At 60.9% G+C, this 15,142-nt stretch carries 16 protein-coding genes; 3 read left to right on the top strand and 13 right to left on the bottom strand.

Annotated features, from left to right (window positions below):
* The first annotated feature begins 19 nt into the window (after positions 1 to 19).
* Positions 20 to 793, top strand: coding sequence for a mechanosensitive ion channel family protein (locus LKG04_RS08130; RefSeq protein ID WP_291759726.1), 774 nt, complete (start codon positions 20 to 22; stop codon positions 791 to 793).
* A gap of 135 nt (positions 794 to 928) precedes the next feature.
* Here LKG04_RS08130 and LKG04_RS08125 read toward each other — a convergent pair whose 3' ends face one another.
* The 4 genes from LKG04_RS08125 to LKG04_RS08110 form a co-directional block, all read right to left on the bottom strand.
* Complete coding sequence (locus LKG04_RS08125) at positions 929 to 1,993, bottom strand: CPBP family intramembrane glutamic endopeptidase (RefSeq protein ID WP_291759729.1); 1,065 nt, start codon at positions 1,991 to 1,993, stop codon at positions 929 to 931.
* Positions 1,994 to 2,194: 201 nt separating this feature from the next.
* Positions 2,195 to 3,415, bottom strand: coding sequence for a D-alanine--D-alanine ligase family protein (locus tag LKG04_RS08120; protein WP_291759731.1), 1,221 nt, complete (start codon positions 3,413 to 3,415; stop codon positions 2,195 to 2,197).
* Between the two features lie 381 nt (positions 3,416 to 3,796).
* A complete protein-coding gene (locus tag LKG04_RS08115) occupies positions 3,797 to 4,792 on the bottom strand; it encodes an NAD(P)H-dependent glycerol-3-phosphate dehydrogenase (RefSeq protein WP_291759733.1) in 996 nt (331 codons plus the stop codon).
* Between the two features lie 250 nt (positions 4,793 to 5,042).
* Entirely contained in the window at positions 5,043 to 5,927 is an 885-nt protein-coding gene (locus LKG04_RS08110) for a lysophospholipid acyltransferase family protein (RefSeq protein ID WP_291759735.1), read from the bottom strand.
* Between the two features lie 313 nt (positions 5,928 to 6,240).
* Here LKG04_RS08110 and LKG04_RS08105 point away from each other — a divergent pair, with 313 nt between their 5' ends.
* Positions 6,241 to 7,098, top strand: a complete 858-nt coding sequence (locus LKG04_RS08105) for a DUF559 domain-containing protein (protein WP_291759736.1) — start codon at positions 6,241 to 6,243, stop codon at positions 7,096 to 7,098.
* 738 nt (positions 7,099 to 7,836) lie between these two features.
* Here the strand turns inward: LKG04_RS08105 and LKG04_RS08100 are convergent.
* The 7 genes from LKG04_RS08100 to LKG04_RS08070 form a co-directional block, all read right to left on the bottom strand.
* Complete coding sequence (locus tag LKG04_RS08100) at positions 7,837 to 8,337, bottom strand: GNAT family N-acetyltransferase (protein WP_291759739.1); 501 nt, start codon at positions 8,335 to 8,337, stop codon at positions 7,837 to 7,839.
* Positions 8,338 to 8,824: 487 nt separating this feature from the next.
* The gene (locus LKG04_RS08095; RefSeq protein ID WP_291759744.1) at positions 8,825 to 9,001 is read right to left on the bottom strand and encodes a hypothetical protein; all 177 of its coding nucleotides are present in this window, start codon (positions 8,999 to 9,001) and stop codon (positions 8,825 to 8,827) included.
* 185 nt (positions 9,002 to 9,186) lie between these two features.
* A complete protein-coding gene (locus tag LKG04_RS08090; protein WP_291759747.1) occupies positions 9,187 to 9,720 on the bottom strand; it encodes a hypothetical protein in 534 nt (177 codons plus the stop codon).
* Between the two features lie 30 nt (positions 9,721 to 9,750).
* Positions 9,751 to 10,065 carry a helix-turn-helix domain-containing protein gene (locus tag LKG04_RS08085; protein WP_291759750.1) on the bottom strand — a complete coding sequence of 105 codons (315 nt, stop codon included), beginning with the start codon at positions 10,063 to 10,065 and terminating at the stop codon, positions 9,751 to 9,753.
* 61 nt (positions 10,066 to 10,126) lie between these two features.
* Complete coding sequence (murA, locus tag LKG04_RS08080) at positions 10,127 to 11,452, bottom strand: UDP-N-acetylglucosamine 1-carboxyvinyltransferase (protein ID WP_291759753.1); 1,326 nt, start codon at positions 11,450 to 11,452, stop codon at positions 10,127 to 10,129.
* A gap of 221 nt (positions 11,453 to 11,673) precedes the next feature.
* Positions 11,674 to 12,789, bottom strand: coding sequence for a diguanylate cyclase (locus tag LKG04_RS08075; RefSeq protein ID WP_291759756.1), 1,116 nt, complete (start codon positions 12,787 to 12,789; stop codon positions 11,674 to 11,676).
* Between the two features lie 140 nt (positions 12,790 to 12,929).
* On the bottom strand, positions 12,930 to 13,208 hold the full coding sequence (locus LKG04_RS08070) for an Lrp/AsnC ligand binding domain-containing protein (RefSeq protein WP_291759758.1): 279 nt from the start codon (positions 13,206 to 13,208) through the stop codon (positions 12,930 to 12,932).
* 205 nt (positions 13,209 to 13,413) lie between these two features.
* On the opposite strand from LKG04_RS08070, the gene rpiA reads away from it, so the two are divergent.
* On the top strand, positions 13,414 to 14,112 hold the full coding sequence (gene rpiA, locus LKG04_RS08065) for a ribose-5-phosphate isomerase RpiA (protein ID WP_291759761.1): 699 nt from the start codon (positions 13,414 to 13,416) through the stop codon (positions 14,110 to 14,112).
* A gap of 167 nt (positions 14,113 to 14,279) precedes the next feature.
* Here rpiA and tpx read toward each other — a convergent pair whose 3' ends face one another.
* Positions 14,280 to 14,786: a thiol peroxidase gene (tpx, locus tag LKG04_RS08060; protein ID WP_291759764.1), complete on the bottom strand. Its 507-nt coding sequence runs from the start codon at positions 14,784 to 14,786 to the stop codon at positions 14,280 to 14,282.
* 214 nt (positions 14,787 to 15,000) lie between these two features.
* Positions 15,001 to 15,090 (bottom strand): 30S ribosomal protein bS22, encoded by a 90-nt coding sequence (locus LKG04_RS08055; RefSeq protein WP_003817716.1) that lies wholly within the window; start codon positions 15,088 to 15,090, stop codon positions 15,001 to 15,003.
* Positions 15,091 to 15,142 lie beyond the last annotated feature (52 nt).

Raw genomic sequence — 15,142 nt, 5'->3', positions numbered from 1 at the left:
TGGAGGCGACAGGGAGCAAATGCACACGATTGTGGAATGGCTGCAGACGAACATCGACAAGATCATGCTGCTCGTAGGCGCGGTGCTTATTGCGGCGTTGCTGGCCAATATCACCAGCCGGCTGCTGCGCAAGGTGCTGGAGCGCTCACAGGTGCCGAACGCCTCGATCTTCATCAATCTCGCGCGGCTGACGATCTGGCTATTCGCGGCTACGTTCGTGATGCGGCCCGTGTTCGGCATCAATCCGACCACCATTCTCACGGCGCTCGGCGTTGGAGGCCTGGCACTGTCGCTGGGCATGCAGGACACGATCGCCAATGTAGTGGGAGGCTTCGCGCTGATGGTCGGCAAAGTCATCGGCCCTGGCGACATCATCACCGTTTCGGGCGTGACCGGCACGATCAAAGACATCACTTGGCGCCAGACCGTGATCGTGGAGCGTGGCGGCAATGAGCTCGTCGTCCCCAATTCCGTGCTCAACACTTCGCTGCTCGAACGTGTCGTCCCGGCCGCGGAAAGCTGCGCCATCGTCCCCTTCACCGCGAAAGCCGGAAGCGACGCCGCTGACATCTCGCGGCGCATCATCGCAGCGGTGCAGCATGCGACTTCCGACATCACCAATCCGGCGAATCCACCGTTGGTGAATTTCACCGGTTTCACGCCCTACGGCGTCGAAGGAAAGGTGCTGCTGTTCGCCCGCCCCGGAGTGCCGCTCGGCACTGTCTGCGACGCCGCAGTGCGGGCCTTGGCGGACGCCGAATTCATCGAGCAGGGCGCCGCCGCACGAGTGTGATGCGGATCGGCTCAGATCCAGCTTAAGCTGCCAGGCAAAAGCATTCCGCGACGCTCATCTGACGAATCGGCAACCTTGGCTATATTCCCGAATACACCCTGATGCAGCCTCGCCAAAACCATGGAATGCCGCTACCTAGAGAAGCCCTGCCACCAGCGCATAAGCGATCATCAGCAGGCACAGCACGGTATAGCCGATCATGCCCACGTTCCACAACGCGGTTCTGGCGCGCATGCCGCGCGGCAGTTCCTCAGGCGCAACATAGAACTCGACGCGCCGACGCCGGATGATCAGCAAAACGATGCCCGCCGCCAGCAACGACATCATCGCCAAACCATAGACCGCGGCTACGCCAAGCCCTGTGACCGACGCTGCTCCGAGCCCCTGCAGCCGGTCGAGAGTCTCCTGCGAGGAACCTCCCGCTTGCAACGCATCGAGCAGCTTGGGATCGATTTGCCTCATCACCCAAGGAGCCACTATTCCGCCGTTGAAATTGACAAGCATATGCATCGCCATCGAATAGCGCAGCCGCGATGTGCGCATGTATACATACCCAAGCACCAGTCCCAGCCCGAATGCATAGAAGAACTGGAACAAGTTGCCATGCAGCAGGCCGAAAGCGAGCGCCGATACGACGATCGCCAGCCGTTCGCCGTATCGGCGCAGACGGCTGATGAGCTGCTTGCGAAAGATCCATTCCTCTAAGGCAGGGCCGATAACGACCATGACGACGAATACGGTCAGCGGGTCGCCGGACGTCGCCAATTGCGATATTTCGCTGACCGCCGTGCCGCGCGAAAGAACATATGACAGCACCATGCCGATGATGTTGCCGAGGTACATGATCGGCACGCACATGATCAGCAGCTCGACGAATCTCCTCGCCCCAAGCGGGAAATGCCGCGTGCGCAGTGCGGGAGCCGCACGCATCATGAGCACCGCCAGCGGCATCGCGATTAGATAGAGCGGCCCATTGGAAGCCAGGAGGAAAACCCAAGTCGGTAGTTTGTCCAGTTCAATGCCGAACTCCGGGAGCCCAATGAAAACCGCATACTGCAGAGCGATCCACACGATCAGCATCGTGGCGAGCGCGAAACCGATGCGCGAGAAACGCCGGCGCGCCAGCTGCCACCAAGGCGACCCGATCACCGGGTAGTATTCGGGGCCGGTCTGCCTTGCGCCGGGATCAGCTTCCTTCATGTCTGTGTTCTTTCCCTCGCCGTGTTTTTCCGTAGCGTTTTCGCCATACTATCGACACTACCGCCTATCGGCATTATCCGCCCTGCGCGCTGTGCGGCCCGCCTTGTGCGCGCTCAATCCTATCGGCGCCCTGGCAGGCCCGTCGGTGTCGTATGCGCGAAACGCCAGAGGCTGCCGCCCACGCATCGATCGGGTTCGTTGTCACTCGGCGCCACTCGGTGCGCGTTCTTCGAGCGCGCGTTCTATCAGGGCCGTGATGAGCTCGCCGTAGCTGACGCCGCTCGCCTCCCAGGCTTTGGGGTACATCGAGATCGGCGTGAATCCGGGGATCGTGTTGATCTCGTTGACGACGACGCCGCCATCGGCGCCCACGAAGGTATCCACACGGCACAAGCCGGCGCCGTCGACTGCTGCGAACGCGGCGACGGCGATCTCCTGCACGCGGCGCAGCGTCGCCTCGGGCAGGTCGGCAGGCACCTGCACATGAGAAGCGCCGGAATCCAAGTATTTGCTGTCGAAATCGTAGAACTGGCCTCCGCTGGACCCGCGCCGATCCAGCACGATCTCGCCCGGCCAACTGGCCTGCGGCGCCCCGCCGACATGCGGCGCAAGCACAGCGCATTCGATTTCGCGCCCGTCCATGCCCTGCTCGATCAGCACTTTCCAATCATGTTCGGCCGCCTCGCGCACCGCCGCACCCAGCTCGGCGGCATCGCCCTCACATTCCACTTTGCTCACGCCAAAGCTCGATCCGGCGCGCGACGGTTTGACGAACAACGGATAGCGCAAACCAGCCGACCGCACCCGGGCGAGGTATTCGCCGGCTGCGGTTTCGAATGCTGCCCTGATGGCCGCCTCGCCCATTGCGGCCGCTTGATGGATTCGGCGCGTATCGACAGTGATGCTTGGTGTGACCGGGATGCCGGCGGCCTTGAGGAGTATCTTCGTGAAATGCTTGTCCATGCAGGCGCTGGACGCGAATACGCCGCAGCCGGCATACGGCACGCCCAGCAGATCGAGCAGGCCCTGCACAGTGCCGTCCTCGCCATGGGGGCCGTGCAATACCGGGAGCACCGCATCGATATGGCCCAGCGAGTGAAGTGCGCTGCGTGGGCCCGAACCCGAAGCCGAAGCCACAACTGAATCAGCGACGAAGAACCCGTCGCATCCCCGTCCGAGATCCAACACCACACGGCGCATGCCATTGCCCTCGCGCACGACCGGCAAGGGCTCGTCAGCGAGGTCGAAATCGCGCGGATCTGTGCCGCCGACCAGCCAATCGCCCGATTTCGTTATGCCGATCGGCACCGCCTCGAAGCGTTCCTCGTCCAACGCGTCCAGCACGCAGGCCGCGGAGATGCAGGAAATGGAGTGTTCGTCGGACTTGCCGCCATAGAGCAGCACGATGCGCTGTTTGCCCATATCAATCCTCACGAGAGTATTCACGAATAGTGACACCGTCTTGTCCGCACAAAACGGCCCGACGGCCGCCCGTTCGCAATTGCGACGCCTCTGCCTGCCAGATTACTCGGCCGAGTGTCGTTCATGCTGCCCGGGGTTTCGATTATCCGGTTATGCCGTATGCCTGCCACCGTCCGCACCTGGATTGCAACGCACGGATTGCGCGCCGCATGGCCGGTGCCCTGCCGACATCGCGTTCATGCGCCCGGCCCGCACGCTCGATTCACAGCCACGAACCAGCGCACGCGCTCCGCGTGTTCAATCCATGCATATGCCGCGCTGCCGCCCAAGGCGCTCTGCATCGAAGTCCGGCGAGACTACTGCGGTTGATCGTCGCTGAGTTTATTCTTCACTCACGCCGGTGCCGCACAGTTCGGCAAGCATCTGCACGCACGATATGCCCTCGTCCAGCACGCGGCTCATCGCGCAGGCCAGCGGAGTCCGCACCTTGAGCCTGCGGCCCAACGCCACCACCGCGTCGGTGGTCGGTACACCTTCAGCCACACCATTGCTGGCGGCACTCGCCTCGGCCACGCTCATGCCCTTGCCAAGATTGGCACCGAACGTATAATTGCGGCTCAACGGCGAGCCGCAAGTGGCAATCAAATCACCAACGCCAGCCAGTCCTGCGAAGGTCTTCGGATTCGCCCCGGCAGCTTCGCCGAGCGTGGTCAGTTCGGCCAGCCCTCGTGTCTCGATCATGGCAGCCGTATTCTCGCCAAAACCCGCACCCCTGGCCATGCCTACGGCAAGCGCGGTGACGTTCTTGAGCGATCCGCACATCTCCAGGCCAATCACATCAGTAGTGACGAAAGCCTTGAAATACCCGGTCGCGCACGCCGAAGCGACCATGCGCGCGACGTCGATGTCCTCGCATGCCACAACCGTGGCAGACGGCTGCCGGTCGGCGATCTCCTTGCTCAGATTCGGCCCGGAGATGGCTGCGAAACGCTCTGCCGGCAATTCAAGCATCTCGCGCACCACCTCGTCCATGCGCTTTCCGGTGGTGCGTTCGATGCCCTTCATCAGGGAAACGACAATCGCATCATCAGGGATCAGCTTTGCGAACGGTTCAAGTGCCACGCGGGCGAACTGGGCGGCGATCGCCACGACGACAATCCGCGCACCGCGCACTGCCTCGACCCGGTCGCCGGTCGCTGTCACGCTCTCAGGAAGGCGTTCGACGCTGGGCAGGCGCACTGCATTGCGATGATGGCGCTGTATGCCTTCCACGATTTCAGGCTCGCGCGCCCACATGGTCACCTCGTTGCCAGCATCCGCCAGCACCTGTCCGAAAGCCGTGCCCCAAGCCCCCGCGCCCAATACCGTGATCTTCATCTCAGTTCCCGCTCCTTTGCCGTGGACCGTATGTGCAGTATATATGCCTTGCCATGCTACCGCCCGCCTTGACTTTGGGACTGCGTGGCGCCGTTTTTACAGTTGATTAACCTGCCCGCGAACTGAAGACGCCAACGGAGTTCATGCCTTCCTATATCAACTCGTTGACTTCGCAACCTTGGCGAACGCCCAGCCTCGACTACGCGGAGTCCGCCGGATTCCGCGTTTAACGGCTCAGCGGCTCAGCGGCTCAGCGCGATTTTCGGCTCATCGTGCGGAAGTCCCAATATCCCTCAGCGGGAGGCTGCTCACCGCGTATCTCGGCCATCAGGGTTTCCATCCGCGCGCGCACGCGACGAGCCAGCTCGTCGGCCAGCTCAAGCGGCGGCTCCTCGCCCCACTGGGTCATATCGCCGAGCAAGTCGGAATAATCCAGCTGTGCGTCATAGCACATGACGACGTTCTTGCGCGGCCAAGGCAGCCAGAGATTGATGCTCGCCGCGCCCCATGTGACAGCGCAGAACAGCGGCACCTGACGCCCCAGCCGACGCGAGGCCTCGAGCGCGATGACACCGACGCCGTCCTTCATGCTCATCGGCCACTTGAGCGGATCGCGGGTCAACGTGCCTTCGGGCCAGATCGTCAAAGGCCTGCCGGAAGCGAGGATCCCGATGGATTCCTCTTCGATCACACGCGCCTTGCCGCTGCGTCGCGGCACCGGCTGCATGCCGACCAGCCGGAACCATTTGCCGAGCACCGGCCAATGCGCCAGCTCCGCCTTGGCCATGAACCGCGGCCGCCTGCCCATATGAAACAACGTCATCATCGGCACGAACACGTCGTACATCGTCACATGGGACGCCGCGGTGATGAACACGCCGGTCTCGGGAATGTTCTCCAAACCCCAGGCACGCACCATGCTGTGCAGCCGCATCACGGCCGAGACCCCGGCAAGCAGACGCCTGGTTCCTTTGGGATGCTGCGCCTCGATCTCAGCCATATTGGGCGCATGCCCCGGGATGGGCGGCTCGTGCGTCGGATCGACCAAATGATGGCGCTCATCGAGTTTGCGCACCTGCTCATTGCTCAGCGGCTTCACGGCCGAACGTGGTGACGGTTTTCCTTTGGAGGTCATGCCCCTATTGTGCCGCAAGCGCCGAACGAACAAGCCATAGAGCCACGCATACAACCTATTCCCCAATTGAGAAGAATGCGCAACACCCACAAGAACCGCCTTGCCGATGCCACCTGCCTCAGCGACCCGACTATAGGTCTCCTACCCTGGCAACGCCGACAGCCACTTTGCGAGCATCACGTCTGCACGACATTCTCCGGTCTCCAAGGCATCCAACATCGTTGACGGTCTTGGCGTGTCGAAATCCCAAGCCTTCGACCACATAGGCGCGTTTCGCATGACACAGTCGAGCGATCCTCAATACGATGCCAGCATGCAGATTGTCTCCCGGAACACATTCTTCACTCTCGACGAGGCGCAGCGGCTCGCCGGCGAGCAGCGCCTGGCTTGCGCGCAAGTTGTCAAGCGCACCAAGCGACCGCTCATCTTCAGCCATATCACCCTTCTGAAGCTGTGCGGCATGAGCGTCAGCGTGCCCAGCACATTAGACAGCACGCTGCTGCACGTCACAGCCAATTCGGCGCAACGGCTCTCACATCTGCGCGGCGTACAGAATCATCTATGGACGAGCCCTATGACCACTACGCAGTTCGGCGACGGCATCGCCGGGGTTTCGGTAGAGCAGGCTGTCTGCCAGATGGCCGCGTTCTGCGATCGCGACTCAATGGTCATAATCATGGACTGGCTCACGTGCAACAATCCCGATATGAAACAGACCACCCATGAGGATCTGGCGGATTTCATCTATAGCAGCGGCCCCTTCCGCGGGGTGCGAGTCTGCAAAGAGGCTCTTCCCCTCAGCGTCGAGGGAACGGACTCTCCGCAGGAAACCCATATTCGTCTCAAGTTTCCTGAAGTCGGGCTCCCTGTCCCGGAAGTGAATCCGACTATCATCGACACCGTTGAAAGCAATCAATTCCAAGTCGATATGGCATATCTCAAACAGCAGGTGATCATCGAATACGACGGTGAATACCATTACGCCAGAAGCCGCTGGGTATATGACCTTCACAAACGAAATAGATTGCAGAGTCTCGGGTGGAAGGTCTTCGTCGCGACCAAAGCAGTGTTTTCAAGTGAGGCATCGCTGCATAACTTCGTGATGATGGTCGCCGACGCTCTCGCCCTGGCCGACAAGGCCATTCGCCAGTTTGGCCGCCCGAACTGGTGACCCAACGTACGAAGGCGAATCCTCACGTTCACGGGCGAAAAGAACTTCACACCCCGCTCTGATGGGAGGCGAAAAAGCATAGGGCAAGCCGAAAACGCCGGTTTGCCTCACAACATCATTTATTCAGCACTTTATTCGCCAATTAAGCACTTGCGAAAGTAGCCGGAAAATGGCGCGACCTCAGAATGGCTTAAATTCAACGTTTTCCAAAACAACTCATCCCTCGGCGCCCCTTGTAAAGTCTCATCTTGAGACAAATCTGCTTAATAGATTCGGAAAGCTCCGCAGATTGCCATCCAGCTCGCTGTGATCAAGTTCATTGCCACACGACTCACCGGCACTCGCCTCATTGCCTATTGACGTTCATTGCGTCTCATGCCCTTCGCCCGCAAGCTGTCATGAGGCGATATCGTCTGCTCATGAAATCTATTAAGCACCTTTCCCGGTCTTGCATGGTTTTTACCCCATGCGTTCCGAAATCAAGTTATCCAGAAACACTGTAATTTCAACGTTTTCGTCACTTCATAAATCCGTGGCTACTTTCGCATGTGCTTAATAGACGAAAAATCCGCCTAATTCATGCACAACCGTGCAGGACAGAGGATTCCATCCCCGATCCGTCACTCAGCCTGATATCTCTGACACGGGGACGATCGAAGAAACCAAACGTTCTGCGCGACCAGGCAGCTCCCGATCAGCGTCCTGCGCAGCCTTCGCTAAATCGCTCAGATAACCGACTCACCCGAGCGCGATGCGGGTGTAGTACTCTTCGTCATCCTCGTGGTCGATGCGCGCGCCGAGATGCCGCTGCACCGCGAGCGAGGCCAAATTGTCCTTGTGCACCGCAAGATAGGCCTCGTCGATGCCCAGCGCCTTCGCCTTTTCCAGCACGAGCCGAAGCCCTTGCGTCGCATAGCCGCGGCCGCGATACTCAGGCGCGATACCGTAGCCGATATGGCCGGCGCCTTCGCGCAGCTTGTCGTTCAAACGCTGACGGAGGTTAACGATGCCGACATAGTCGCCGTCATCATTGACAAGTATGTATTTGGTGCCTGGGACCCAGGTAGGTTTGATGCCGATTCCTGCGCTCATGCGTTCGAGCGCATGCAGGTACCGCACGAACTCCTCGCCGCTCATGCCTGCAGCGTCATTCTCGAATCCGTGCTCGTTCGCCGGGAATTTCATGAACAGCGCATACGTTCTCTCCAGGTCGCCCCGCCACGCCTCAAGCAATTGCATGGGATAAGGGTATCGCCCGTGTGTGACGCAGACACTGGGCCCGGCAGACACATGCGATGGCGAACAACTGCGCATTCGCCGCCGTCAGTCGGCGCGACTCCGGCGCGTTCGAGGAAATACTCGGTCGGATGCTTGATGCCGAGCGACGTGAAGTCCAGCCATTCTCGATGACCTTCACCCTGTACAGGGCCGGCGCGCTGAGGAAGGGCATATAAGCCGGGATCGGCGCCACGATGTCGTTGCCGGATTTGACGATTTCCCGCAGGAAAACCTCGTATGCCTCAGGCACGTCGGGAATCGGGCGGATGCAATCCGGACGACATCCCAGCCGCAATGGCGTGGCGCTGCTGCCAATCCGCGCAAGCCTGCGCCACCAGGCGCTTCCACGGCTCGGGGATATGTCCGAGTGCGCATTCCTCGGTCGCATCCGCTAACGCTTTCTGGATGCACGACGCCAAGCCGTAGTCCATTTCGACGATGAACGCGTCTATGGAGCCGGGGTGGCAGGGTGACGGAGCCCTTTGCCGCTGCCGCGATTGGCGAGGTCGCCAACCGTCTCGTGATCGATGAAGTCCGGGTTGAAGCCACTTGCGGCGCCAGCGGCGGGGCTTGGCGACAATATTCGCAGCGGCGCGTCAGCAGCAGCGGGCGCCAGTGCATCCATGGCCGCATTGTGCATGAATCAAGTCGATTTCGCTCTGCCCTTCGAACGGTTAGAGCCACCCCAACGATGGTTATAACGGACTGTGCCTTGCGGCGAGTGGCCATACGAGGTTATTCGGGCACAGCACAGCCGATTTTATGCGAGCTGCTTTCGTGACGCCCGCCGAGTCTCACCCTTGACCATGGTCAGCGTCGGGCGGTCGTCGTCTTTGCGCGGCACGAAGAACACCTCACGACAGGCGTTCTCGTCTTTGATGGGTCATGCCATAAGATCATCGCGCAGACACGTCCACATGGAGAGACAGGGGCACGATGAAAGACCCCATGTCGGTCTCCACTAGATTCTGCGTCGCCCCAGTAGTCGTCTGTGGGAGGGGTGATGCCAGACGAGAATCCGACGGCCTTGGCCGGCGAAATCAGATTCGCCCGGCAGATCTCGTATCCGGCGATACAATGCTCATCCTTGGCAGAAACCAAAGGGACGGGCTCCCAAGCCGAATCATATCGTTTGGCGATGCCGGAAGATCTGCTGACCAGCAGCAGCAACGGATCTTGTCCGAGGGAATCCGTCTTGAGATTCTCGCTGATTGCAGGGAAATCGGAAATGATGCTGCATCGAAATATCAGTGCGCAGCCGGCCATGCCCTGCGAAAGCGCATCCGAGGATTCGGGCGGTTCCATCTGCATGATGCCCAGCCGCACATCCGACGACCAGCTCATATGCACCAGAACCCTGGCCGCAAACGAGGATCATATCGAAGGCAGCGCCACTAGCCGAATATGCGATGCGCCATGACGGGCGTATTCCTCGATGTCCTTGCGCGCCAACGTAAGCCGGTTGTCGATCAGCTGCCCGTGGCGGGAGAGGATCAGCCCTATCGGCCTCAGTTCGGCGCCATGCGGGGTGCGCCGAACCATCGTGGTTTTCAGCTCCGCTTCGCATTTCCTGATCTGCTTGCTGATGGCGGGCTGCGACCACCCCGTCTCGCGGGCTACCGCCGAGAAGGATCCGAGGCGTTCGATATTCCACAGCGTCACCATTACCTGTGGTTTGAGCTGCACCATGTCGGATCCTCTCTGCCTACGCGCTGTTGTACTTTCTGCAGCATTCCGCAACGGGCGATCGCTAGTCGATGTCGGCACCGAGCGCGGTGAGCTTGCCGCGGAAGTCGGCGTAGCCGCGATCGATCAGGCTGATACCGCGCACGTCGGAGGGACCTTTGGCTGTCAGCGCCGCGATAAGGTGGCTGAATCCGCCGCGCAGGTCGGGCACGTCAATGTCGCGGCCTTCGAGCGGGGTCGGCCCGAAGATCACTGCGGAATGCTTGTAGTTGCGCTGTTGGAAGCGGCAGGGCAACGACCCCAAGCACTCGCGGTACAGCTGGATGGTCGCGCCCATCTGGACCAGCGGCTTGGTGAAGCCGAAACGGTTCTCGTACACGGTTTCATGCACGATCGACAGGCCGTTGGCCTGGGTAAGCGCCACGACGAGCGGCTGCTGCCAATCGGTCATGAACCCGGGGTGCACGTCGGTTTCGAGGGCGACCGACTTCAGGTCGCCGCCCGGATGCCAGAAGCGAATGCCCTTGTCGGTGATGTCGAATTCGCCGCCGATTTTGCGGAACACGTTGAGGAAGGTCATCATCTCGGGCTGTGTGGCACCTTTGACGAAAATGTCGCCGTGCGTCGCCAGCGCCGCCGACGCCCAGGATGCTGCCTCGATGCGGTCGGTCAGCGACGTGTGGGTATAGCCTTTGAGCTCCTTAACCCCTTCGATGCGGAAAGTGCGGTCCACGTCCACCGAGATGATGGCGCCCATTTTCTGCAGCACCGCCACCAGGTCCATGATCTCCGGCTCGATGGCCGCGCCGGACAATTCGGTTTTGCCTTCTGCGAGCACGGCGGCGAGCAGCGTCTGCTCGGTTGCGCCCACGGAGGGATAAGGCAGGTGGATTTTCGCGCCATGCAGTCCGTCCGGCGCGGTGATGTGGATGCCGTCCTGATGCTCCTTGTCGACGTTCGCGCCCAGTTTGCGCAGCGTCTCCAAATGGAAGTCGATCGGCCGACCGCCGATGTTGCAGCCGCCCAGCTGCGGAATGAAGGCCTCGCCCAATCGGTGCAGCAGCGGACCGGAGAACAGGATCGGGATGCGCGAGGAGCCCGAAAGCGTATCGACGTCGGCGACATCGGCCAGCTGCACATTCGTCGCGTCGAGGGTGACGATGCCCTTGTCGCCATTGACGTCCACATGCACGCCATGCAGGCGCAACAGATCGGAGACCACATGCACGTCCCGGATCTCAGGCACGTTCCTGAGCACGGACACGCTTGGCGCGAGCAAAGCGGCCACCATGGCCTTGCTGACGAAATTCTTCGCGCCTCGCACCTTGATGGTGCCGTTCAGCGGCTTTCCGCCGACCACATGCAGCACATCTTCGCTATCTTCAGCCATTCTTCAGCCCTCTTTCACTCCCCGCGCCCAGTTGCTGGCGGATTAACGCCAGCTTTCAGTTTGCCACAAGGCTTGTGGGGGCTTGGTGAAATGCGCCGGCAGCCTAAACGGCCCGCACCGGACCTTCACCACCAAGCAGCGGGAAACCGCAGCCGGCGACCGATCACAACGAAACGACCCTGCAGCCATGCATGCCGATCGCGATGCCTTCTCTGGCCGCGCTATTGGCCCAAACCTGCTTTGATCTGATGCGCGAGTTCGCAATCCCACATGGCTCCCGTCGCACTCATCACCGCATCCGCGCCGGCCGCGCGGTAATCCCGGTAGTCGGCTGGATTCATTACCCCGCCGATGCCGATGATCGCAAAATCAAGCTTCAGCCGCTCGCGCATACCGGCGAGTCGGCGGACCATATTCAGTCCGGCGCCGCGAATGGCCGCGCCGCATACCCCGCTGCGCTCACGCCCTTCGCCCGGCAGCGCCTGATTACCATGACGGTCGACCAGCTTGGCCGAGACCGTATTGATCGTCGCAAATCCCTGCACGCTGCCATGCGCGGCGGTTTCGCGCACCATGCGCTCCAGCGCCTCCTCGCTGGGCAGATATGCGAGCTTGACGATCAGCGGCATGTCGCCGATCTCATTCTTCACGGATTCGGTAATTTCGCCGACCAGGCGAGGATCGTCGCACAGCAGCCGATTGCGTCCTTCATTCGGGCAGCTCGTGTTCATCTCCACCAGCTGCGCCCCGGTTTCCTGCACCAGCTTGGCAGCCGCGACATGGTCTGCGATGTATTCGCCGGTCGTCATGCCATCCTGCCGCGATCCTTGGAAACTGGGGATGAGCAGTTGCCCCGAGCCCGCTGCGGCGATCGCGTCGCGCATATCCGGCTGCCATTCATCCGGGTCGCGCGATGGAACGCCGAAGGAATTCGAAATCGACAGCGGTCGTCCGAACCGGCCGTCCGCGAGCACGCCCTCGTCAAGCTCCGGGTCGCCGGGAGTCAGCGAATCCGTGCGCGGGTGCACCGAAAGCACGTTGGGGAAGGGATTGCACTCCCACGCCCGGCTGCGCACGGTCTTGTAGACAGCGAGGTCAAAGCCCATGCGGAAAGCAGCGGCGGTGAACCGCGAATTGAGCAGCGGGCCGGCCGGGATGCCGAAAGGCAAATTCACCGGAAAGCCGAAGAGATCCGCGCCGAGCTCAGGGCTGCGCGCGCGCCCGTCAGGCTGCGCATGGCCCGCGAGCGCCGCGCCGAACGCGCCGAAGGGGCCGCGCTCGTAGTTCTCGGCATAGCTCAGGTTCACATCGTAGAACGGTTCGGCGTACTCGGCCATGACACACTCCTCCATGACACACTTCTCGGGGATTTTTCACCAGTATAAAAGACCGGCTCTACGGATCCGCCCCAAGGAACGGCTCGCACTGTTGCCTTGAGCCTCAACAAGTGCAGGCCGAGAATTCGAAAGCCGCTGAATCAGTCCACGCCGAGATCGAAAGCCGCCGCCTCATCCTGCCTGGAATACTGGCGGAAAGCCATCAGCGTCTGCGTGCCGACGACGCCGTCGACTTTGGCGATGCCGCCGGGGATAATCCCGGTCAGGTCATCGAAATCCGCAGTCGAAACGATGGCAACCAGATCCACCTCTCCCGCCACTGAGTAGACGTCCTTGACCCCCGGTATCTCGACGATCGCCTGCGCCGCCTCGGACACCTTATCCGATTCGGTCGTAATCAACACCACTGCATCAGCCATGTCAGCTCCTTTGTCTGGTTCTGCTTGCTACCAGCCTACCTCTGGCTGTTGCCCTGCGCCGGATCCGAGGCCGAAACGCACGGCGTCCTACCGCGCACGCACCCGTAGATATGGTCGCGGCCATCATGGAGGTGTCCATTTATCAGGCCAGCGGATAGGATGGAACAGACTTCATAATGAGTAACGTTTCCATCGAAGGAGCAATATGGACAAGGCACAGCAGGATGCGCTCAAGAAAGCGGCTGGCGTCGAAGCGGCCAAGCTGATCGACAACGGCATGGTCGCCGGGCTGGGGACCGGCTCGACCGTGCGATTCCTCGTGGACGAGCTCGGGCGGCGCGTCAAGGAGGAAGGCCTCGAATTCACCGGCGTCACCACCTCGCGACGCACGCAGGAGCAGGCGGAAGGCTACGGCATCCGCATCGTCAACATCGACGAGGTGGATCATATCGATGTCACCATCGATGGCGCCGATGAGGTCGACAAAAACTTCAATGGCATCAAGGGCGGCGGCGCGGCGCTACTGTGGGAGAAGATCGTGGCAACGAATTCCAACCGGATCGTGTGGATCGTCGACGAATCCAAGGTCGTGGATACCATCGGCAAGTTCCCGCTTCCCGTCGAAGTCATCCCCTTCGGCGCTGGGCAGGTCGTCAAGCGTTTCAAAGCCAAGGGCTACAAGCCCGTGCTGCGGCTGGATGCCGAGGGCAAGCCGGTGCGCACCGACGAGAACAACTACGTGGTCGACCTGCATCTCGAGCGCATCGACCACCCGCAGGATCTGGCCGAAGACCTCATCACCACGGTCGGCGTGGTCGAGCATGGGCTGTTCCTCGGCATGGTCGATCAGGTCATCGTCGGCGACCCCAACGGCCCGCGCGTGCTGACCAACGCCAATAAATGACGGGCACCGCATACCAGGCAGCTTGTGACAGCTGGTACGCAAAGGCCGGTTGCGCCCTTCTCATGAGGGAAAGCGCAACCGGCCTTATGCATTAGCTTGTATTCGTTTTGTAAGCTTGTGCTCGCGGCGCAAGCTCTGCCTATGCCGCAGCCTACGGCCGGCTCCGATCAGTCAAGCGAAACGACCGCCGCTCGCGCAGCGTCGTAATCAGGTTCGTCATGGATCTCAGGTACCTGCTGAGTGTAGGCGACCTTGCCATCGCTATCGGCGACCACGATAGCTCGGGATAGCAGTCCCTTGAGCGCGCCATCAGCCATCGTCACACCGTAATCCTCGCCGAACGAGGAGCGGAATGCGGAGGCAACGACCACATTCTTGATGCCTTCAGCACCGCAGAAACGGCCCTGTGCGAAGGGCAGATCCTTCGATACGCAAACGATGACGGTGTCATCGAGCTCTTCGGCGATCGTGTTGAAGCGCCGCACGGAGGCGGAGCAGACATCGGTATCGAGCGAGGGGAAGATGTTCAGCACGATCTTCTTGCCTGCGAACGATGCCGAATCAACCTCGGCGAGGTCATTGCCGACGAGGGTGAAAGCCGGCAGTGTAGCGCCGGTTTCAGGAAGCGTGCCAACGGTTTGTACGGGCTCTGAACCCAAAGTTATCTGTGCCATACCCCCTATGATGACACAGCCACGGCTGCCACGCCAGCACAACAAATAATTCCGGCGAAAGCGAAAAGGCCCGGGACCGAGCGAATCGGTTCCGGGCCTTATCCCCGTGAGACTGTGGCGAGTCGTCTGAGTGCATCCCAGCGACCCACGCGGCTTGAGGGGTTGCGCGCTGTCGCAAGCATATGCTGCGAACTACAACGTGCAGTTGAACGTACTACTTGCGCTGGTGCCGAGTCTTACGCAGCATTTTGCGGTGCTTCTTCTTGCTCATCCGCTTGCGGCGCTTCTTGATGACAGAACCCATCTGAAGCCTCCAATCCTTGACTATAAGTGTGCAACTTGCCCAATACTACACT

Source organism: Bifidobacterium sp., from assembly GCF_022640935.1.
Classification (GTDB): Bacteria; Actinomycetota; Actinomycetes; order Actinomycetales; family Bifidobacteriaceae; genus Bifidobacterium.
Note: the sequence above shows the minus strand (reverse complement) of the source record. Positions and strands in the feature narration are given on the sequence as shown.